This is a genomic window from Posidoniimonas corsicana (assembly GCF_007859765.1).
GTDB lineage: Bacteria > Planctomycetota > Planctomycetia > Pirellulales > Lacipirellulaceae > Posidoniimonas > Posidoniimonas corsicana.
Genome location: NZ_SIHJ01000001.1, coordinates 471932 through 491597, shown reverse-complemented (window position 1 = coordinate 491597; position 19666 = coordinate 471932). Strand labels below are relative to the sequence as shown.

Sequence of the window (19666 nt, the reverse complement as noted above, 5' to 3'; positions counted from 1 at the left end):
ATCAGCCTTCGGCGCCAGGAATCGCCAGCCCTTCGCACGGACAGGTCGGCTCGACAGGGGCGACGGTGTAGCTCGAGTGCGGCTCGCAGCACAGGTGAGCCCCCAGCCCACACTCCTCAACCAGCAGGCCCTGCTCTTGGCGGAGCGCGACCTCGGCCACCTTAAGCTCGACCACTTGCTCCACCAGGGTCGTTTCGGCGGTGAACACGCGGCCCCGCGCGACGCTGATCTCAAAGATCGAGGTGTCATTAACGTCTCGCAACTTCTCCAGCGCCCGCAGCTCAGAACGACGGTCCAGCACTGCCTGCCTGGCCACCGCAACGCGTTGCTGCTGGATCGCAACCTGGTACGCCGCCCCCTTGATCTTGGCCGCGGCCGCCTCACGGGACTCTTTGAGCAGCGTGCAGAGCTGCCGGCGGCGGATGGGCTCCTCCTGGTCGTAGCAGCACGAGCAGCGGATCACGTGGCAAAGCCCGCTCTGGGGCTCCACAGCGCCGAGGGCGGGGTCGGCGACCGTCAGCACCGCTCGCGCCACCGGCAGGGTCGCCTTCTCCAGCCGGCAGACAGCTAGGCGAACGCTGCGGACATCGCTGCGGTGGGCCAAGCCATCGGCGACTAGCGCTTCGAAGTCGGGTCGGGTCAGCTCGCAGGCCCAGTCGACCCGCGGTTGGAACATGCCCTCCTCGCGGAGCGGGCATCCCAGGAGCCGCATCAGCTGCCCGTTGAGCTGGATCCGCGCCAGGCTGAGCTGCAGCGCCTGGTCCTCCAGGCTCGTAAGCATCTGCGAGATCTCCGACCGGTCGATGTCGTCGGGGGTCTCTAGCCCGCGTTCGCGGAGCGAGTCGATCCGACGCAGGGTGTCACGCGCCTCGCCGATCCCGCGTTGGACATAGGTGAACTGCGTCTCGGCGCCGGCCAGCAGGTAGAACGTCGACAATGCGGAGCCGGCGGCCGCGTTGCGCACCTCGGCCTCGCGGAGCTTGAGCAGGTCACGGGTAAGGCAGAGCGCCTTCTGGACCGCCTCGGTGTCGCAGCTGATCAGCACGCCGGCCCAGTGCTGCTCCAGGTCCAGCAGGTAGGCCACCCGTGTGTTGCGGGCGGCGTTGCAGCCGCACGTCGACGCGTCGATCAGCCGGAACTCGTCGCTCGGCGAGGGCAGCTGGCACGGGAACTGGAAGAGCGCGTCGCGCTCGAAGCTGGCTACCTCAGTCAGGTCGGGCGCGTGGTTGAGCGGCGCGGTCTGCTCGTAGACGCATGGCGCGACGCGGGCGCACGGCACAACCCCGCTCGACGGGCATCGGCACCCGGTTAGCAGGGTTGCAGCTGTCAGCAAGAGCGGGATCCATTCCCAGCGTGGAGTCATACCGTCCGTGGCGTTTGGCGCGTGGAGTCTGCCTGCAACGGTTATCGCCCCGCCGACGCTCTGGCTGCGCGTGTCGTCCCGCGTTTTCGGCATGTTCGGGTAGCGCGGAGTTTGCGGTCGCGACCCTCAGGTGCTTGCAGCCGTTGCGGACGGTCGAACCGCACCCCTGTGAGCGGGCCGAGCGGAGAATTTCGGGCCGCGGAACGCCCAAATCTGGGCGGGGCAAGTACAACGGAGGTAGCGGCCGCCCCTGGGGCAACGGGCCGCGTCCGTTTAGACTGATGGGTCCGCCGCCCGGCGATCGCGCACGGGTCGGGGCACACGCAATTCCGCACCTACCGCCCACACCTATGCAGAAACAAAGCCTCCCCATCCGCGCCGAGAGCGATTCGCGTTTCTACCGCCGGTTCATCCTAATGGGCCTGGGCGCGTTAGGGTTTGCCGGTTGGTGCGTTTATGACGGCGCCGTGGCGTGGCCTGAGAAGAACGCCATCTGGGAGGCCTACAGCGAGATCCCCGAGCCCGACCGGCCCGAGCGTTGGCCCGAGGTCGCGGCCGAGAACGGCTGGAGCGACGCGAAACCCAACGAGCACGACTACCACCACACCGACGCCGACATCCAGATGCAGTTCTACATGGCCGTGCCAATCGCACTCGTCGGCCTGTGGTTCCTCTGGGGGGTACTGCGGGCGCGGGGCACCTGGATCGAGGGCAACGCCGAGGGAGTCACGTCGAGCTGGGGGCAAGGGTTCAAGTGGGATCAGGTCGAGAAGCTCGACAAGAAAAAATGGCGTAGCAAGGGCATTGCGAAGGTGAAGTACAGCGTCGACGGACGCCGGCGGACCTTCGTCATCGACGACTACAAGTTCATGCGTCAGCCGACCGACGCCATCCTGCTGGAGCTGGAGGATCGGATCCCGCGTGAAGCGATCATCAACGGCCCTACGGAGCTTGAGGTCGCTCAAGAAGCCGGTCCTGCTGAGCCCGACGATGGGGATGCCGCCCCTGGCGTTGAGCAGCAGCCTACCTAGTCTGCTGCTTAGGCTGAGCGAGCCCGGCCAGTTCTAAAGCCCGCTGGTAATCAGCCGCGGTGTTGCAGTTGATCAGGCTCCGCAGCTCTGGATCGGCCCCGCGGAGCGTAGCCTCGTCCAGCCACCGGCACTCGAGGCGGTGCGTCAGCGATTTCAGGCTCCGCTCACCGTCGTCGAGCAGCGATTCGGCCCGCCCGGCGGCATCGATCCGCATCGCCGCCGGCAGGGGGCGCTCTTGCCCCTCCACTCGACCGGCTACGCAGTCGGCCTCGGCGAGTTGGGCGAACAGCAGTTCGATAAATGGAGCGCTCAGCATCGGATGGTCGCAAGCGACCACCAGCGCCGCGTCGCAAACATCCGCTGCGGCCCGCATCCCCCATGCTACGGCAGCCAGCGGACCCTGACCTGGCTGCAAGTCCCGCACCACTGTCACGCCCTTCGGCAGGTCGGGCAGCGGTTGGCGACACGCCGCGACGCAGGTGATGCCAGTGAGGGGAATGCAGTCGGAGAGGCGCCGGACCGTTCGTTGCAGCAGCGTTTCGGAGCCAAACTTGAGCGCCGCTTTATCCTGCCCCATGCGGGAGCTCTTCCCCCCGCAGAGGATCACCCCGCCTCGCCGCTCGCGTGGCACGCTCATGGGCGTCGCCCCAACAGCACCCGCAGGTGCCGCCAGAACCGGCTGACGGCCGCGCGGAGCGTAATAAACACGAACATCAGCGACACCATCGCCAACGCCACCGACGTCCACCGGGACAGCAGCCGCGTGAACTCGCCCAGGTCCGACAGCGGGTAGCGGGTGGACGCCAGAAAGAACACGGCCGCCAGGATGCCGCAGCCAGTGGCGAGCAGGATCGCTCCCAGGTACTCGTGACGCAGGTCCTGGTCCGACTTACCCGTCCGTTGGGAGGGTTCATCGGCCGTAGTGGGCGCCGCGTACGGGTTGACTTCGTCGGGTTTGGCTGCGCTCATAACGCCTAATCGTAGGGGAGCGGGGGCGGCCGGGCAACGAACGACCCGCCGTCCGCGGCGCCCCGCCCCACAGGCCCGCATCCGTTCATGCTAACCCTCCAGCTCAAGAAGCCCGACGGACCGCGTATCGACGCCCGCGGCCTGGCGCCTGGCCAGTTTACCGACATCGACCTACTCGCCGCTTTCTCGCTACCGGTTGGGAACCAGCGGTCGCCGGTGGCCGGGCTGTTCGACATCACCGGCCACCCGGCTGATGCGGAGTGGCACCTCACTGGCGATTGCTCGCGGGTCGATTACGCCGGGCACGGCCTCAGCAATGGTCGGCTGGCAATCGACGGACCGGTGGGCAGGCACTGCGGCGCACGCATGCGAGGCGGACGGATCGAGGTCTCTAGTGACGCCGACGACTGGCTCGGAGCCGAGATGCGCGGCGGCGAGATACGCGTGCGCGGCGACGCGGGACGCTGCGCGGGAGGCGGCTATACTGGGTCCAAGTTTGGGATGCGAGGAGGCTCGATCGTCATCGCCGGCCGTGCCGGCCCCGAGGCCGGGCGGCAGATGCGTCGGGGAGTTCTAATCGCCGTGGGCGGATGCGGCGAGCTGGCGGGCTACCAGATGCGGGCGGGGACGCTCCTGACGTTCGGTCCGGCCGGCGGCAACCCTGGGTTAGAGATGCTCCGCGGCACGATCGGCTTGTTTGGTAAGTCCGCGGCGCCGCCTGCAACGTTCCGCAGGGCGTGCCGCGCCGGCCTGACCTCGGTCCGCCTGCTGCGATCGGAAGCCCAGCGGCTGTTAGGCGCCCATGGGCGTTGCATCCCCGACGAAGTAGACCTGTACAACGGCGATCTGCTGCGTGGCGGACGCGGCGAGCTGCTGATGACGCCAGACTGACGGCTTGCTGCGGGGTTCCCCGGCGCCCCCCGCGCCTGCTAACTTAACGCCGCCCCGCCTCCAAAACTCGACGGATATGCCCGAACACCCCTACGGCTGGCTCAGCATCGCCCCCCCTCTCGCGACCGTGGCGGTCGCGCTGCTTACCAAACGGGTGGTCCTCTCGCTGCTGCTCGGCATCGTGGCTGGCGCTCTAATCACCACGCATGGCGATCCGCTCCTCGCGCTCTACCAGGTCTGCGAAACGCAGCTGTGGGCTACCTTCATCGACCCCGGCAAGCTGCGCGTGCTCTGCTTCACGCTGTTGATGGGCGCCATGATCGGCGTGCTCAACGCGGGCGGCGGCATGCGCGGGCTGGTGGAAGCACTGGCGCCGCTCATCACCACGACCCGCCGGTGCGAGTTCGTGACATGGCTGCTGGGGCTGCTTGTATTCTTCGACGACTACACCAACACGCTGCTGCTGGGCAACACCATGCGGGCGACGTTCGATCGGCTGAAGCTCTCTCGAGAGAAGCTGGCCTACATTGTCGACTCAACCGCTGCGCCGGTCGCCTGCCTGGCGCCGTTCTCCGTGTGGGTGCTGTTCGAGCTCGACTGCATACAAGAGGGATTGGATAACGTCGGCGCCAACGCCGCGGCGTTGCCGAGTTCGATGGATCTCTTTCTGGCCTGCATCCCCTACCGCTTCTACGTAATCCAGGCCCTGCTGCTGGTGCTGCTGGTGGCCTTGCTGCGCCGGGACCTGGGGCCCATGGCCAAAGCGGAACGCCGCGCCCGACTCGGCGACCCGACCGGCGGCACGCCTGTCGACGAGATCGCGCCGCTTGACCACCCAGCAACCCATTGGACCAACGCGATGGGGCCCATCCTGACCACGCTCGCCGTGGTGATCGCACTGATCATCGTCGGCGGCCGAGCGTCACTGGCGGCGGATGGCGTAGAGGACCCGTCCCTATTGGAGGTGGTTGGCGCTGCCGATGCGTCCGTAGCCCTGATGTACGGAGCACTGGTGGGGCTGCTATCAGCGTCGGCGCTGCTGTACTGGCGTGGCGTGCTGACGACCCCGCGGATTCAGGACGCCGCCTTTCAAGGCGTCCGGATGGTGGTCCCGGCGCTCGCCATCCTGTGGTTCGCGGGCACCATGTCACGGATGACCGGCAACCGCAGCGTCGACGGGGCTACCCAAACCGTCGCCTACGAGTACCAGGACTACCGGCTCTACACCGGAGACTTCCTGAAGGAGCTTCTGCCTCAAGGCGACAGCGGCGCCGCGTCAGCTACCACCGCCCTGCTGCCCACGGCGGTGTTCTTGCTGGCGTGCGTGGTGGCATTCAGCACCGGCACCAGTTTCGGCACCATGGGCATCCTGCTCCCGTTTGTGGTGCCTGTCTCGATCGCTACTGTCAGCGGCACCGATGGCGCGTTCGACCCACACCACCCGCTGCTGCTGGCCTCGATCGGCAGTGTGCTGGCGGGCGCAATCTTCGGCGACCACTGCTCGCCAATCTCCGACACCACCATCCTGTCGTCGCAAGCGAGCGGCTGCGAACATATTGCACACGTCGTCACTCAGATGCCCTATGCGGTGCTTGCCGGGTTGGTGAGCGCGGTGGGAGTGGCTGCGGTTGGCTACGGCGCCAGCGTGTGGCTTGTGCTGCCGGCGCAGACCGTGGGGCTGGTGGCGGTGTTGCTAGTGTTCGGGCGTCGGGTAGAAGACGCGCCGCAGATCTTCGAATCCTGACGCCGCGGCGCGGCGTCGAATCCTCTCTTGAATCCTCGACAGCTCAAATGTTCCACACCGTCGCGAAGACGCATGAAATCGCCACCGGACAGGGCGGGACCTTCCAGGTGGGCGATCGGATGGTCGCCGTCTTCAACCGGGACGGCGAGTTCTTCGCCATCGATGATCACTGCCCACACCAGGGCGCGTCGCTCGGCGCAGGCTACCTCGACGAGGACGGCGCCGTCGCGTGCCCGTGGCACGCCTGGCGGTTCTGCGTGACGGACGGAAAGTGGTGCGACAATCCTCGGCTGGGCGTCGACACGTTCGAAGTGCGTGTGGTCGGCGACGAGATCCAGGTGAAGGAAGCCCCCAAGCACGAAGCGTAGGTACGAAACTACTCGCCAGCCGGCGCCAACTTGGCGGTGGCCGTCTGCGTGACCTCGCCGGTGGTCACCTGCTTGCCATCGGTGAACTTCAGCTCGCACCGCGACTCGAGCCGAGCCGAGTGCACGCGGCCCGCTTCGCGGTCGAACAGCACCTCGCCCTCGGATTGAACAACTCTCACCTGCACCGGGGCGGCGTTTTCGTCTTCCGGTGGGATCAGCATCAGCCGGACTCCGATCGCCGCTACCGGACGGCCGTCCGCCTCGCGTTCGCCGAGGTACTCGTATTGGAACTCCGCCGCCTCGACGCCGAACATCGCTAGCGGCGCTTCGATGAAGCTGACCCACTTCTGCCCTACCTTTAGCTCGCCGGCTGGCACTTCGATCAATGCGGGCCGCAGGAGCTGCTGGTACAAGGCGCCGCCCTTCCCTAGAGCGGCGGCGCCGGGGAAGTTTTTGAGCGACTGCAACACCTCTTCAGGCGGTTCGGACTTCAGGATCTCGCCCTGCGGCGATACGGTCAGCTGGCAGTTGTGCTCGGTCAGCGCGCGGTACACCGGCGCGATCATGGTGGCCAGGCCCTGAGGCGGCTCCTCCGAGTCAGTGTCCAGCTGATATCCCTGCCCGCCCGGCGCGTCGAAGGTGAGCTGCAGCCGACGAATGTCTTGCACCACCTTGGCGGCGCCGGCAGCGTCGACTGTTTCCACTTTCCAGTCCAGCGTTGCCGTCTGGTCGGACTTTGAGCGCACCTCGCCCCCGCGGGAGTCGAGCGTGACGTCAGAAGTCTGCCGCACCTCGAACGCCAAGTCCTCGCCCGCTGAGAACTTCCAGACCAGGGGCTCGTCCGCCTGCAGAACGCTCGCGATTAAGGCCAAGGCGGCAGCCAGGGAACGGTAAAGCATGGGAGTCTTCCGTGGTGGATCTTGCGACGCGGCGTTGACCGCTCCGCGGGTGGGGAAACCGGATCGGCCGGGGCGGCTACAGTGCAATCCGCTCGCCGATGGCGGGGGTTAGCGGCTCGGCGTCCGTGCTACGCCGCACCTCGCCGGCCCAGGCCGACGCGTCCTGCTCGATCGGCGGCCAGGTGCCGAAGTGGCAGGGCGCGACGCGCTTCGGAGCGAGCAGCCGGACCGCCTCGATCGAATCGGCCGGGCCCATGGTGAACAGGTCGCCGATCGGCAGAACCGCTAGGTCCAGCCCGCCCGCGGCGATCAGCTTCATGTCCGAGAACAGGGCCGTGTCGCAGGCGAAGTAGAGCCGCATCGCTTCTACTTCGAACAGCAACCCGCAGGCAACTCCGCCATAGGCGCCATCAGGCAGGCTGCTCGAGTGGTGAGCGATCGTCATCTTGAGCCGCCCAAACGGCTGGTCGATTCCGCCGCCGGGGTTCATGCCAACAACCTTGTCCTCCGCCACGCCCTGTTGCTGCAACCAGTTGGCCACCTCGAAGTTTGCCAGCACAACGGCGCCGGTGCGTTGGGCGATCGGCGCCGCGTCGGCAATGTGATCGAAGTGACCGTGCGAGACCACGATGAAATCGGCCTCGGCCTCTTCGGCCTTGATGGGCGCCTTGGGGTTGTCGTCCAGGAACGGATCGATCAGCACCTTGTAGCCGCCGGTCTCGAGGCTCCAGGTGTTGTGGCCGAGCCAAGTCAGGTGGGTTGCCATAGCGGTAGGAACGGTTGGCGGTGAAGGGGAAGCTTCGTACCCCGCTAAGAATACCCGATGACCCGGCCCCCGTGACACCGGCCGCCGCCCACCGCCGGAATCTGGCCACAACAATCCGATATCTGATACACTCTGCGGGTCAGGCGCCCGACCGATCCCCTTTTCGAGACCATTGCTGATGCCGCTTAAAGCCCTGCCGGAGTTGACGCTATCTCACAGCGCGATGACGATCCTCGAAGCCGCTGAGCAGGCCGGTCGGCTGCATTTGGCGGGCAGTGTCGAGGAATTGCTGGCGCTCGCCACCCCAGACGCCGCGCTGGGCCTCGGCGAGGTGCGTCCTGACGGATACTACACGGTCGGCTACGACGTCAAAGGCGAGTTCGTGCCCGAGGCCGAGGTCTGCCGGACCAAGAACGGCATCGCGGCCAATTACCTGGACCCCTACATGCGGCGCCGCGACCCGGACTGCATGCTCGTGGGCGACGGCGCCGCCACCGACAAGCCGACCTTCGAAACCCGCTTCGGTGAGTCATTCGATGGGCTGCGTGAGGAAACTCTCGACTGGCTGAAGCACCAGCCGATCGCCTGCTTCTTTTTCCGCACCGGGCTGCCCGACAACCCCCTCAACGCGGTGGCCATCGCGCCGGCCAACGCAGGCTTCTTCGCGCTCGGTCTGGCGATGCTCCAAGGCATCGTGCCGCTCGACGAGGTCCGCAAGGCGGGGGCCGACTACCACCACGGTGCGATCGTGTACGTGGCTCCGCCGTTCAGGCACACCCACTTCGACGGCAAGCAGGTGGTGGTGCACAACCGCAGGTTCGAAGACAACATCGACCTGCACGAGCTGTTCAGCTACAACCTCTACCCCGGCCCGTCCGCCAAGAAGGGCGTTTACGGCATGCTGCTGACGCTCGGCGAACGCGACGAGCAGCCGTGGACCACGGCCCACTGCTCGACCGTCGTCGTGGTTACGCCCTACGAAAACCAGACCGTCATCATGCACGAGGGCGCGTCGGGCGGCGGCAAGAGCGAGATGCTCGAGCAGATGCACCGGCAGGCCGACGGCACGCTGCTGCTGGGCGAGAACCTGGTCACCGGCGACGCCCGCAAGCTCACCCTGCCCCGCGGCTGCGACCTGCTGCCGGTGACCGACGACATGGCCCTCTGCCACCCGGCTCTGCAGAAGCACGAGGGCCCGGTGAAGAAGCTCTCGCTGATCGACGCGGAAAACGCATGGTTCGTCCGCGTCAACCACATCCACCAGTACGGCGTCGACCCGGCGTTGGAGGGGATCACGGTCGCCCCGGAAGGGCCGCTGCTGTTCCTGAACATCGACGCTAAGCCGGGCTCCACCGCGCTGATCTGGGAGCACACGCTCGACGAGCCGGGCAAGCCCTGCCCAAACCCCCGCGTAGTGGTGCCGCGGGAGTACGTGCCGAACGTGGTAAAGAAGCCGGTCGAGGTTGACATCCGCAGCTTCGGCGTGCGGTGCCCTCCGTGCACGGCCGAGCACCCCACCTACGGCATCATGGGACTGTTCCACGTACTCCCGCCCTCGCTGGCTTGGCTGTGGCGTTTGGTGGCGCCCCGCGGCCACGGTAACCCGTCGATCGTGGACCAGGGCGGTATGCAGAGCGAGGGCGTCGGTTCGTTCTGGCCCTTCGCCACCGGCCGCAAAGTCGACCAGGCCAACATCCTGCTCGACCAGGTCATGAGCACCAGCAGCACGCAGTTCGTGCTGATCCCGAACCAGCACATCGGCTGCTGGAAGGTCGGTTTCGCGCCGCAATGGATCGCCCGCGAGTACCTCGCCCGCCGCGGCGCCTCCCCCTTCCGCCCGGGCGACCTGAGCCCGGCGCGGTGCCCGCTGCTCGGTTTCCACAAGGAGACCCTGCAGGTTGAAGGGCAGACCATCGGCAAGTGGTTTATGGACGTCTCGCAGCAGCCGGAGGTGGGCGAGCAGGCCTACGACACCGGCGCCACAATCCTAACCGAGTTCTTCCACAGCCAGCTGCGGGAGTTCTTGGTCGACGACCTGCGGCCGCTCGGCAAGCAGATCATCGAGGCCTGCCTGGACGACGCGTCGGCCGACCAGTACGCAGCAATTGAAGGCTGACCCGTGCTACTCCGCCCGGTCGCCCGCCGGATCGGCGGCCGAGTAACGGAATCGCAGATGCTTGACCGGTGCGTCCGCCGGACGCAGCTCGCAGCTGATCGGGAGCTTGCTCGTAGGATTGAGCTGAAGCGTGGCGTCGACACGCTGGTCGCCGCAACGGATAACCAGATCGAGCGCTACCGCGTCGTCCGCTGCGCGCGGCCACGACTGGCTGACGGTCGCCTTGGCGCGCTTAGCATCCTCACCCGGCGTTGCAACGTCCAGCAACGTTGCAACGAGGTCCGACTCTACCAGCTCCGCCCTCCGGGCGGTTGGCAAGAGCCGCGACCCGGCGGCGTTCTCGCCGCTGACCTGCCGCAGGATGTCGCCGGACATGCTCAGGTAGGATGCGGTCGTTGGGCGGCGTTTGCCCGCCTGGTCTCGGCGCGTGGCGACCAGCCGCGGCGCGGCGGCCTCGGACGTGTTGCTCACTTCTTCCACCTGCACGAACGGCTGCTGCCGCACCGACTCGACCACCTCCGACCAGCGGTACCCAGGCTGGCTCCACACGCATGCCAGCAGCACCGCCGCGGCCGCCCCAGCCAAAGCCACCCGGCGGCCCACGCCCATCCGCCGTTCTGCGGGCGCCGCCAGGTCGTGCAATTCGTAACGCAGCCGCGAGATCTCGCCACGCTGGACCGCCGGCGGGAGATTGTCGCCGACGACCTCGTACTTTTTCTCTAGGAGCTTTGCGAGCGACCCGTTGCGGGCGGCTTGGATCGGATCGTTGGCGGCGGCGAACGCGGCGTCGAGATCTTCCGCCAGCCGCTGCTGCAGGTCCGTAGGGAGCGCCGGCGCGGCGTACGCCCGCCCGATCGGGTTCGCAACCGGGTCGACATTCCGCTCATTGTCTGGACGCTGACGCTGGCTCATTCGGCGCCCTCCCTCAAGAACGCGCGGTGCTCTTCGCTGAGCTGCTGCAGATGGTCGTCCGCGGCGGCGGGCTCGCTCGGTGTGAGCTCGTCGTATGTGCGACGAAACTCACGCCGCGCTCGGTACAATGAGGCCTCAACCGACTTTTCGGTGGCCCCCAGCCGCTCTGCTATCTGCCGGACACTCATACCCTCAGCGTACTTCCACTCCAGCAAGAGTCGGTGGCGTTTCTTTAGGCTCTGCATCGCTTGCCGCACCTGCTCCCGCTGCTCTTGCCGCTCAAGGTTGGCGGCGGGCGGCTCGACCGCGTCCCATTCCAGGGTCCTGGAAACGCCTTCCGCCGCCTTGCGGAATCGGGCCCCGCGGCGGTGGTGGTCCGCACACTTGTGGCGAATGACACTCCTCAGCCAGGCAGCAGCCTGCGGGGCGTCCACGCCGGTTTGATCAAAGTTGCGCACCCAGGCGGTCATCGCCTCACTCGTGACGTCCTCCGCCGCGTGGGCGTCCTGAACCAGGGAATACGCGTACCGCCACACCCACGGCATCCACCGCGTGTAGAGCTCACGCCAGGCGTGGCCATCGCCCCGCCGGGCGGCAATGATTAACTGGCTGTCGGTCAAGACGGCTCCCGCCGTGGGTTGCCCTCGCCCCGTCAGTGCGGCGTCCCGCCTATGGGGCATTCGTTGCTGCTCGCGTCTGCAGTAGAGTCGATAGCTTGCGGGAATTCACTCAAAAAAGCTCGCGAACCTGCCTGATAAGGCGCCGCGTTGGAGCAGCTAACCCTATTTAGCCGAGGATGAGTTACGCGGCGATGCCTCAACCGATCCCCCATGCGAGATACCAAGCCATGCGATAACCTGTTGCCACGGTGGTATTTACGGCTGGCGTGCAGGTTTTCGATCGTGACCGCACCGACTATGCTGACGAGCAAGCCAGCCGCATCGGGGTAAGTGAGACCAATCGCCCATGTCGATCGAATTCGACGTCCCCGCCCGGCACCTGCCGTTGACACCCTGCGCGGCCTAGCAAGACTAGCCGGGCAGCCCGATACCTCGAAACCGCGGCACGACCGCTGCGCCGGATACACGCCTCTATGACCTCGATCACCGAAGAGCCCGCCGCCTCTCCTCCCGCGAGGAAGCAGCGGCTGTTCCCCGCGCACCTGGCGCCGATCGACAAGTTTCTGCTCGACGACGACATCCCCCGCTACCCGATGACCTATGTCATCCAGCTGGACTGCGAGGGGGCGTTCGACCGTGACGACTTTGAGGCCGCGCTAGACGGCGCCATCGAGCGACACCCTTACCTCACCGCCAAGATCGGGCCGGGCAAGCGTGGCATGCTGAGCTGGATCGACGGTGGCGCCGATCGTCCGCTCCTCGATTGGGGCGGCTACGACGATCCGATCGTCCCGCCGGGCGGCGAGCCGATCGACATCCGCAATGAAATCGGGCTGCGGCTCTGGGTCCGCCAGGACGAACGGCGTTCGAAGCTCGTGTTCCAGTGGCACCACAGCGTGACTGACGGCACCGGCGCCTTCCGATTCATGGGCGACCTGTTCGTGTTGTACGACCAAAGCAAGGGCGGCAAAAAGAGCAAGATGCTGACGCTCGACCCGACCCTGCTCCGCGAGCGGCGCGGACGGATGGCTAGGGCCTACACCGCGGGCAACAAGCGGGCCGTCCGCGCCGAGTTGTGGAACCAACTCCGCGAGGTGTTCACCCGCTGGGCGGCGCCGCTGGCGCCGCGGGCCGACAAGAGCGCCGCGAGCTTCCCCGGCGTGATGATCCACACCCTGCCCAAGGACGAGACCGCCCAGCTGCGCGCCGTCGCCGACAAAGCGCACGTAATGCTCAACGACCTGCTGCTCGAACGGCTGTTCCAGTCGCTAGCCGTATGGAACAGCATGCACGTCCGCCGGACGTCCAAGCGGCCCCTGCGGGTGATGATGCCCACCGACCTCCGCGAGTCGAGCGAAACCGAGATGCCGGCCGCCAACATGGTGGGCTACACGTTCATCTCGCGAAAGGCCGAGGAGTGCACGGACTCCGACGCGTTGCTCCGCAGCATCGCCAATGAAACCGACCAGATCAAACACTCGCAGCGAGGCAAAGGCTTCATCGACGCCATCACCGCGTCGGAGGTCGTCCCGTGGGCGATCCCGCTGCTGCTGCACCGCGGCTGGTGCCTGGCGACCGCGGTGCTTACCAATAACGGCGACCCAGCCCGGCGGATGAACGCCCGCCTCCCACGAGACGGCGGCCGCTTGGCATCAGGCGGCGTAGTGGTGACGCGGTTCAGCGGCGTGCCGCCGCTCCGCGAACGGACGAACGTCGTCCTCTCGGCCATGACCTATGCGAAGGAATTGACCCTCTCGGTCCGCTGCTCACCGCAGGAGTTCGGCGACGAGGAATCCCAGCAGTTCCTCGACCTCTATCTCGCAAAACTGCGTGAGCTGCTCCCGCAGCAGCCAGAGTGATCTGGCGGCGGGCTTGCAACAAGCCAACCGTGGGCTAGAATTGCAAAACTCGGGCCAGCCCGAGCCATCCAGGGGGCGTAGCTCAGTTGGGAGAGCGACGGCTTTGCAAGCCGTAGGTCGCAGGTTCGATCCCTGTCGCCTCCACTTTTCTTAGGTGATTCTAGCGTAGGGCTTTAGCCCTAGCTCCGCTTCTAGCCGCGGGAGCTGCCAGTGTTCCAAACGGGAGTAATCACTACGCCTCCGGAGCTCTGGCGATGAGGAAACGCCTCCAGCCGTTGACCGAGTCGCGTCCCGTTCTACTGCCTCCGCAAGGCGAGTGGTCAAGCTTATATCAAGGCGAGTGGCCGCGTGAACTATCTCCGCGTGTATGGCTCGCTTGAGAGCCGCGACGCCTACGCCGATATGCCGATCGCCCCGCGGGTCGGCAGCCAGCGCACCTATCGGCTCGAACGAAGCGTGCGGCCGCACCGCCGTTCCTGACGTTGGGCGAAGTCTGCGGTCACTACCTAATCTAAGCCCGCACGTGTTAAGTGATGTGTGGCAAGGGGACGCCCGAGGCAGCCATGATCGCCGGGGCCCGCGGGCATGCGCGCACTCTTCGGCGATCACCCCGCCACAGCCTTCCTCCCGCTCCCTCTAATAACGGGTCGAGGAAGCATAGTCGCCGCTGGGTTGGCCTGCCCCACCGTGAACAAGGAAGTTCACCCTATCCGGCGAGCCTTCAAGTGGACCCGCCGGTGAGGAGCTGATCTCACCTCCAAAGCCTGCAGCACCGCCACACATACCCTAGTCCCGCCAAGACCTGCGTTTAGGTAACCTGTCAACGGTCGAAGAAGCGGATCACGGCCACTGCAAGAGGCAGTACGCAAGATAAGTGGTCCCTCTTTGATTGTCCCTTCTCGAGGCGAGCCGTACCACATCTAACCGCGTACACTGCCTGCCCAAGCACTACTTCCACCACGTTTCGAGCAACGCCAATTCTATCGGCCATCGTCACTGTACGGATCTCGGCCAGTACTTTGCTTACTGCCGCCTGGTATCGCCTAGTCCGCGTGACTGTTCGCGCGAATCAGACTGCGTCAACCGCTTGTGCACGTGCGGCCCAGCAAGCCCGCTTGGTTGCGTCCTCATACCTCACGGCTGTCGCTTGGCGCCACCCCAGTCATCCTTCGTCTGGACCGAACAAGAGCGGGAAGTACTCAGGGGACAGTCGCTCCACGGGCTTAGCGGCGATGCCGTAGAGGTTCTTGTATTGCGCCAGGTGCTCGTTCTCGACCGGACCGAGTCGGACGACTTCGTTAGCTCCGATCCTTGCCGCCCAGACGGCGTAGGTGGTGTCGATGCTCTTCCCCGGACCAGTGTCGAGGGTGTCAACGCCGTCCCGGTACGGGCCCTCGTCCATCCCAATGATGTAGTGGGTGTTCTTGAACCGCTGCTTCAGCCAAGCGAGCGGTTTGCACCGGCAGTCCCAGAGCACGTAGAGCACGCAGTCGGTGCTGACGGTCACATTGACTTCCAGCTGGGACGAGTGCTCGTACTTCCTGCTATTGAAGCGACGGATGAGGTCGGCGCCCTTCAGCCACGCGGGCAGTGGGCTTGCTGGCAAGCTGTTCCACTCGTGGACGCGGTCGCTGTAAGCTCGGGCGTCCTCTATGAGGCCCCGAGGGGTTATCCCGTAAAAGTGCGGCTCGCTGTCGCGCGCCAGGTTGTCGGTCACGCTAGTGAAGACGCTGCGGCGTAGGTTCGTGTCGGTCTGCCAACTGCTGTCCCAGGTCTCGGACTGGTGGTCATGTCCGATGCTCACCAACCGCTCAAAACGCTCCGATTCTCCAACCCGCAACGCCTCGCCTGCGAAAAGGCCTTCGGGCAGCTCAACTTTGCCTTCACGATCGGCCAGGTTCACCTCTCCATCGAACACAACGACGTCGACCTCCTCATTGTTGTCGACGTTAACGCCAAAACGGGTGCCGAGATCGGTGACCTGCACCCGCTTGGTTAGCACGGTGAACCCGATAGCGGGGCGCGGCACGTCGGCGGTCACCTTGCCGTGTGCCAGCGTGACTAAGCGGGGCGAGACTAGGTCGAGTTTACACGGGCCCTCGCAGTAGAGCTGAGAACCAGAACAGAATCTGAGAGTCGCCTTCTCACCGTCAGACAGCCGGAAGACGCCAGCGCCGAGTGGATCGCCGTCCTTGAGAGTCGTGGTGCTGTGGGAAGTGAGTCTGACCACGTGCGCAACCGCGTCCGCCGGGCGCCCGATCGGACGATCGCTGCGTAGCAAGAAAGCTAGCAGCACCGCCGCCGCGGCCGACGTGAGTATCCCCCCCCACAATTTGGCAATCCGAATGCGCGATGCGGCTGGCGTCAAAGAAGAAGGAGTAGCGGAGTCGGTCGCTGCCCGGGGCTGTCGCGCGGCGTTTGCCGGGACCACTCTGCCCAGCGCGTCCCAAGTCAACTGCGTATCGATGACCAGATGGTCAACGTATCTGGGCGCCAAGTGGGGATGCTGTTCTAGCAGTTCCCCCAGTCGCCGCAGGTCATCACGCCCCGCTGTCTCGTGGAGCACTGCATTAATGAGCGAGCGGAACTCGATCTCTTGCTTGCGGCTGTGCCTCGGAATCTTCATCCTTCGTGCCCCGATTGTACGATACCGAACTGGATGCAGTTCCGAAGCTTCTCGCGGATCCGGAAGAGCCTGTTCGCGACGCTCCCAGCAGACTTGCTCACCATTGACGAAAGCGACTCCACCGAGCACCGCCCGTAGTACCGCTTGTGGATCAAGTCCTGTTCGGCGGGCGTGAGCTTCTCCAGGCAGTCGCGAAGGTGGTCCTGCGCCCCCGGTGGATTCGCGAGCGACTGCTCGGAGTAGGCGTGGAGCATTTCGATTAACGTGTCGCTAAACACCAAGCGGTTGCGGGCGGCGTCGCGTCGGAACGCCTGGATTCGATGGAACGCGAAGGCCATCGCCCACGGGAGGAATGGCTTCGAATGGTCGTACTCTGCGCGCTTTTCCCAGATTGTCATGTTGGTGCTCTGCAGCACGTCGTCGGCCTCCTTCTTCTGACCGGCCAGGAGGGCCAGTATGTACCCCCGCAATGAACACTGGGCGCCGGTTAGCAGGCGGACGAACTCAGACTCTGATTCGTTGCGTGAAATGGCTCCTTCTTGAGTGGAAAAAGTCGGTCCGTCGGTCATGGGATCTGTGTGATGAGACGAAGGCATCAAGTACCCACTTCGGGTTTGGAGTCCGTTAGAGCTGGGTTGTCGCGTTTGCCTCGCCGAGGCTGTTGCTCGAATCCGCCGCGCCAGCCGCCACACCGTCGTTCTGAGGGGAGTTGGTTCGCCGGGAGAGATACTCTTTTCCGCCGAGGTAGAACTGCACCTGGGCGCCCTGTCCTTGGTCGTCGCGACGGAAGACAACACGACCCGCCGTGTACCGCAGCCGGAAGGTGTTTGCGTTTTCTGGAACGAGCTCCAGGGGGAGCCTTCCCGGCGCCTTGAACTTGAGGCGTCCGTTTTGCATCGTGACTCGGAAGAGGCTCTCCTTCTCCCCGATGCCATAGTCTCCCACCAGTGTCTCGAGCCTCTCGGCAGCGACATGAACGTGCGGACGCAGGTTTCTCGACGGTGGCGTCGTTTGTTCTGGGAGCTCTCGGACCCAGATATTCCGGAAGCGAACCGGGTTGCCGTGGTCTTGAAGCGCCAATGGCAGCCGTTCCGCGTGTGGCTCGTAAGGGAAGTTCATGAGCCAGGAGGTAGGCCCCCACAGCTCTCGATCGACCTGAACCCATACGCCGTTGTGGATCACGCTAAGTCTTGCGGGCTCAACGACTTCCCCTTGGTGGTCGAACCGGGGACGTCGGAACAGAATATCGAACGACTGCCATTCGCCCGGCGGAAGGCATGCGTTGGCCAACGGAGGATACTGGCCGTAGATGGCCGCGGCTTGGCCATCGGGGTAGGTGGCCGACTGGTAGGAGTCCAGTATCTGGATCTCGTACTCGCCCATCAGGAACACTCCGCTATTGCCGCGGTCTTGCCCAGCCCCGGAGGGGTGGGCAGGCGACGCCCACTCAAGGTGGAGTTGGATGTCCCCGAAGCCCTCGGCGGTGAGCAGTTTGCCGCTGTCGGGTACCGACTCCATATAGTCGTCTCGGATCACCCACTTGGGCGACCCGCCGTCGAAGCTGCGCCACTGGCTAAGGTCGCTCCCATCAAACAACACCCGAGCATCAGATGGCTTGGGGGTAGGGAGAGAGAGCTTGCCGGGCTGCACAACCGGCGGCTGGGGGCGCTCCAGATCGTGGATCAACCACCCCGACGGTGTTTGCGCCGCGGCCGCAATACAAACTAACGCCGCGGCGAAAACCGAGCATACGAGCAACAGTGTTCCCCGCTGTTCCCAGAACTCTAGCTGCCCTAGCAAAGGCCCAGCTGTGCGATGCTCATGCAGGCGAATGAAACCAGTCACGCAATCGTCCCGTACCAGATCCCCAGCCACGCAGGCGCACCTACACAGCATCAACTGAACACTCCGCCCAGGCCGACGTCGATCGCGGCTTGACGGTTCACAAGAGCCTATGCGTCTACTCCAACAGCTGCACGACGATGGAAGAGTGGTGCGGCAGCCGATTAAACGACAACGCTAGAAATCAACCGACAACGTTAGAAGAAGTCCCCACTGAGGACTTCGCCATCCGCCGAAAGGTTAAGGCGGTCCCAAACCGACACGTACGGCGGGTTCTCGGTGATCCCATCCACACGTATCTCAACGTCGTCCCGAACGAAGTGGACGCTCCCGTCGGCGAACGTGACGAACACGCCGCCGTGGTGCAGGCTGCGAGCGGTCTGCTGCATGTTGCCGGTCCGTTGAATGCAGCCCATCTTCTCTCGCGCGAGGCCGGGCTTGGAACCGAACTCCAGGGTTACGTCGGTGCAGCCAATAAAGTCGTCGGCCTCATCACCAGGAGAGTTCGGCCCCGCTGCGTCTCCGTAGTAGCCGTGACGCCAGAGCGCGCTCGGGGATCCTCCGAGCGCCCACACGCCGCGTACGTCGAAGGTATAAAGACCGGCACGGATCTCGCCCGCGAGGATCGTGTGGCTCGTCCCATCAGTGATCTTGGCGATGCTAATCGACGAATTGGCGCCCATGACTCCGCGGAGCCGGTAGTCTTTCCAACCCGGCGCCTGCTTGCCACCTGCGCTGAACGAGCCGTGCCCGTTGGTAGACATAGCGCCCAACGACGCGTTGGCCGCGTAGTTGCACCGTCCCCAGTTGGGGCCGAAGTGGTTCGTCGATGCTTTCGTATTCCCCTGGAAATTCACCTGCGCGTTCGGGTCCTCGGGGCACATCAGGCCGGAAATCCTGGTCGACCGTGCGGCCTCATTGAGCGGATCGGGAATCGGAAGGTTGAGGTCGAACGCGTCGTAGGTCGACTGCTCTTCCATGTAGGGCAGGCAGATTATGACCCAGTTGGCTAGGTGCCCGGCGAACTTGGCGGATGTGAGCCCTTGTGGCTTTCCGTCGGCGCCGACAGGCCACTGTGAGCTGGGAGGAAACTCTCCATTGGTGGAGTGGTAGTTCAGCAACGCCAGACCGACCTGCTTCATGTTGTTCTGGCACTGGGTACGGCGCGCCGCCGCTCGGGCCGCCTGAACCGCCGGTAGCAACAACGCCACCAGCACGCCGATAATGGCGATGACTACTAGCAGCTCCACAAGGGTGAATGCCCGCGCCGGGTTCTTTCTGAACGCAACCAACATCTGCCGTTTCTCCTTGACTAAGGCTTTTCGACCTTGATTTCGAAAGGTGAATCCGCGGTATCCACCATGAGCGGAGTCGTCTCTGAGCTGCTGTACTTGGGATCAACCGCTTGGGTCCGCTGACCGTTGCCGGTCTTTGACTTGACGATCACTTTGTGCTTGCCGGGCACCAATCCATCGCCATAGTTGTAGGTAGTGACCTGCGCAATGGTCCCGTCGTCGGCAATGCCCGCAACGCCTGGCCGAGGGACGGTCTTGGCGTCGAGCGGAGGCGTCTGCGGAACGAACTGAACCGCAACACCCGGGATCGGCGTCCCGTCGTCGTAGGTCACACGGCCCTCAACCGGCACCACGCCAAACGACGG

General features: G+C 65.1%; 19 protein-coding genes and 1 tRNA gene. 8 read left to right on the top strand and 12 right to left on the bottom strand.

Features of this window, described 5'->3' with window-relative positions; all coding sequences use genetic code 11:
* Position 1: 1 nt before the first annotated feature.
* Positions 2-1279 carry a hypothetical protein gene (locus tag KOR34_RS01780; RefSeq protein ID WP_146561665.1) on the bottom strand — a complete coding sequence of 426 codons (1278 nt, stop codon included), beginning with the start codon at positions 1277-1279 and terminating at the stop codon, positions 2-4.
* A gap of 434 nt (positions 1280-1713) precedes the next feature.
* Between KOR34_RS01780 and KOR34_RS01775 the strand changes: the two genes are divergently transcribed.
* On the top strand, positions 1714-2394 hold the full coding sequence (locus KOR34_RS01775; RefSeq protein WP_146561663.1) for a hypothetical protein: 681 nt from the start codon (positions 1714-1716) through the stop codon (positions 2392-2394).
* On the opposite strand, the gene mobA is transcribed toward KOR34_RS01775, so the two are convergent.
* Both mobA and KOR34_RS01765 read right to left on the bottom strand, forming a co-directional pair.
* Entirely contained in the window at positions 2387-3031 is a 645-nt protein-coding gene (gene mobA / locus KOR34_RS01770) for a molybdenum cofactor guanylyltransferase (protein ID WP_146561661.1), read from the bottom strand. The genes KOR34_RS01775 and mobA overlap by 8 nt on opposite strands.
* Positions 3028-3363, bottom strand: a complete 336-nt coding sequence (locus tag KOR34_RS01765) for a hypothetical protein (RefSeq protein ID WP_146561659.1) — start codon at positions 3361-3363, stop codon at positions 3028-3030. Before KOR34_RS01765 ends, mobA begins: the two co-directional genes overlap by 4 nt.
* 87 nt (positions 3364-3450) lie before the next feature.
* Between KOR34_RS01765 and KOR34_RS01760 the strand changes: the two genes are divergently transcribed.
* From KOR34_RS01760 to KOR34_RS01750, 3 genes are all read left to right on the top strand, one after another.
* A complete protein-coding gene (locus tag KOR34_RS01760) occupies positions 3451-4254 on the top strand; it encodes a formylmethanofuran dehydrogenase subunit C (RefSeq protein WP_146561657.1) in 804 nt (267 codons plus the stop codon).
* A gap of 76 nt (positions 4255-4330) precedes the next feature.
* Complete coding sequence (locus tag KOR34_RS01755) at positions 4331-5998, top strand: Na+/H+ antiporter NhaC family protein (protein WP_146561655.1); 1668 nt, start codon at positions 4331-4333, stop codon at positions 5996-5998.
* 47 nt (positions 5999-6045) lie between these two features.
* Positions 6046-6366 carry a Rieske (2Fe-2S) protein gene (locus KOR34_RS01750; RefSeq protein WP_146561654.1) on the top strand — a complete coding sequence of 107 codons (321 nt, stop codon included), beginning with the start codon at positions 6046-6048 and terminating at the stop codon, positions 6364-6366.
* Positions 6367-6374: 8 nt separating this feature from the next.
* Here KOR34_RS01750 and KOR34_RS01745 read toward each other — a convergent pair whose 3' ends face one another.
* Both KOR34_RS01745 and KOR34_RS01740 read right to left on the bottom strand, forming a co-directional pair.
* A complete protein-coding gene (locus KOR34_RS01745) occupies positions 6375-7265 on the bottom strand; it encodes a hypothetical protein (RefSeq protein ID WP_146561652.1) in 891 nt (296 codons plus the stop codon).
* Positions 7266-7341: 76 nt separating this feature from the next.
* A complete protein-coding gene (locus tag KOR34_RS01740; RefSeq protein WP_146561650.1) occupies positions 7342-8031 on the bottom strand; it encodes a metal-dependent hydrolase in 690 nt (229 codons plus the stop codon).
* Positions 8032-8254: 223 nt separating this feature from the next.
* Between KOR34_RS01740 and KOR34_RS01735 the strand changes: the two genes are divergently transcribed.
* Complete coding sequence (locus KOR34_RS01735) at positions 8255-10147, top strand: DUF4914 family protein (protein WP_228714468.1); 1893 nt, start codon at positions 8255-8257, stop codon at positions 10145-10147.
* 6 nt (positions 10148-10153) lie between these two features.
* On the opposite strand, the gene KOR34_RS01730 is transcribed toward KOR34_RS01735, so the two are convergent.
* Both KOR34_RS01730 and KOR34_RS01725 read right to left on the bottom strand, forming a co-directional pair.
* Positions 10154-11059, bottom strand: coding sequence for a hypothetical protein (locus KOR34_RS01730; RefSeq protein WP_146561647.1), 906 nt, complete (start codon positions 11057-11059; stop codon positions 10154-10156).
* Positions 11056-11679, bottom strand: coding sequence for an RNA polymerase sigma factor (locus tag KOR34_RS01725; protein WP_197531055.1), 624 nt, complete (start codon positions 11677-11679; stop codon positions 11056-11058). Before KOR34_RS01725 ends, KOR34_RS01730 begins: the two co-directional genes overlap by 4 nt.
* A 473-nt stretch (positions 11680-12152) precedes the next feature.
* Here KOR34_RS01725 and KOR34_RS01720 point away from each other — a divergent pair, with 473 nt between their 5' ends.
* The 3 genes from KOR34_RS01720 (at position 12153) to KOR34_RS27295 (ending at position 14018) form a co-directional block, all read left to right on the top strand.
* Entirely contained in the window at positions 12153-13538 is a 1386-nt protein-coding gene (locus tag KOR34_RS01720; RefSeq protein ID WP_146561643.1) for a condensation domain-containing protein, read from the top strand.
* A gap of 71 nt (positions 13539-13609) precedes the next feature.
* Positions 13610-13682, top strand: a tRNA-Ala gene (locus KOR34_RS01715).
* 204 nt (positions 13683-13886) lie between these two features.
* Positions 13887-14018 (top strand): hypothetical protein, encoded by a 132-nt coding sequence (locus tag KOR34_RS27295; protein ID WP_261342608.1) that lies wholly within the window; start codon positions 13887-13889, stop codon positions 14016-14018.
* Between the two features lie 682 nt (positions 14019-14700).
* On the opposite strand, the gene KOR34_RS01710 is transcribed toward KOR34_RS27295, so the two are convergent.
* The 5 genes from KOR34_RS01710 to KOR34_RS01690 form a co-directional block, all read right to left on the bottom strand.
* The gene (locus KOR34_RS01710) at positions 14701-15768 is read right to left on the bottom strand and encodes a FecR domain-containing protein (protein WP_197531054.1); all 1068 of its coding nucleotides are present in this window, start codon (positions 15766-15768) and stop codon (positions 14701-14703) included.
* Between the two features lie 392 nt (positions 15769-16160).
* Positions 16161-16733 (bottom strand): sigma-70 family RNA polymerase sigma factor, encoded by a 573-nt coding sequence (locus tag KOR34_RS26370; RefSeq protein ID WP_197531053.1) that lies wholly within the window; start codon positions 16731-16733, stop codon positions 16161-16163.
* Between the two features lie 55 nt (positions 16734-16788).
* Positions 16789-17850 carry a 3-keto-disaccharide hydrolase gene (locus KOR34_RS01700; RefSeq protein WP_197531052.1) on the bottom strand — a complete coding sequence of 354 codons (1062 nt, stop codon included), beginning with the start codon at positions 17848-17850 and terminating at the stop codon, positions 16789-16791.
* Between the two features lie 353 nt (positions 17851-18203).
* The gene (locus KOR34_RS01695) at positions 18204-19301 is read right to left on the bottom strand and encodes a DUF1559 domain-containing protein (RefSeq protein ID WP_146565752.1); all 1098 of its coding nucleotides are present in this window, start codon (positions 19299-19301) and stop codon (positions 18204-18206) included.
* A 17-nt stretch (positions 19302-19318) separates the two neighbouring features.
* Positions 19319-19633 (bottom strand): hypothetical protein, encoded by a 315-nt coding sequence (locus KOR34_RS01690; RefSeq protein WP_146561637.1) that lies wholly within the window; start codon positions 19631-19633, stop codon positions 19319-19321.
* Positions 19634-19666 lie beyond the last annotated feature (33 nt).